This is a genomic window from Pseudomonas sp. AMR01 (assembly GCF_041946035.1).
In the GTDB taxonomy this organism is placed as follows: Bacteria; Pseudomonadota; Gammaproteobacteria; order Pseudomonadales; family Pseudomonadaceae; genus Aquipseudomonas; species Aquipseudomonas antarctica_B.
Genome location: NZ_JAUTYR010000104.1, coordinates 1 through 713 on the forward strand (window position 1 = coordinate 1; position 713 = coordinate 713).

2 protein-coding genes are annotated in these 713 nt (G+C 31.7%); both read right to left on the reverse strand.

Features of this window, described 5'->3' with window-relative positions; genetic code table 11:
- Positions 1-11: 11 nt before the first annotated feature.
- Positions 12-425: a hypothetical protein gene (locus Q7C20_RS26730; RefSeq protein WP_375071189.1), complete on the reverse strand. Its 414-nt coding sequence runs from the start codon at positions 423-425 to the stop codon at positions 12-14.
- Positions 385-713, reverse strand: a 329-nt coding sequence (locus Q7C20_RS26735; RefSeq protein WP_375071190.1) for a hypothetical protein, incomplete at its 5' end; no start/stop codon positions are given. The genes Q7C20_RS26730 and Q7C20_RS26735, both read right to left, overlap by 41 nt.

Below are 713 nucleotides of genomic sequence, written 5' to 3' on the forward strand. Positions count from 1 at the left end.
CAAAAATGTACTTAAGCTATCTTTGTATTTTCTTTTAGGGGCACCTCTAAACTGGCAAGGTTCATTGTTGGGAGAACAACCGGAGGAATATTTGCCTGGATTGTTACCATACTAACAAAAGCCCGTAAATATGGAAATAAGATCGCTATACTATTCCTATAAAAATAAGATGGAATTTCTTCAAATGAAGAGAGAGAAGAGAATTTGAATGTACCTATACAACGACTGGTAACAAAAGGTTGAGCATCTTTATCACTTTCAGTGTACGCTGAAAAATCAAAGGTTAAGTCGTAAGTGGAAGAATCTTGTTTAAATACACCCGAAGGCTTAAAATCAATAGAACGTTTATTAGATGTATGATTTTCGAGGTCTATATTGACTTTACTAAATAAGTATTTCTCGATCGAGAAACTTGCTTTTTCCATAAGTGTTGTTCAAAAAAAAATCCGAACTAAAATTCGGATTTTTAATGTTATTGACAAAACTTTCTTGATTTAAATCTGGGATTTCCTTTTCCAATTCAAAAAAGTAACGAGAACATTCAATAAATTCTTCCACGTTTGGAGAAATCACTTCATCGTATTTAGAAGATAATTCCCAATCTTTGACTACTTGCTCTCGGGAAGTATTATTGAAATAATCTTGCAATTTTTCAAACATACTTTTCATAACTGTTGTTTTAATGAGATTAACTCTTAGAGTTATAATCTCGT

Excerpts from the sequence above, each read along its gene's own strand:
- Q7C20_RS26730 (WP_375071189.1), bottom strand. The coding sequence starts at position 425 with ATGGAAAAAGCAAGTTTCTCGATCGAGAAATACTTATTTAGTAAAGTC.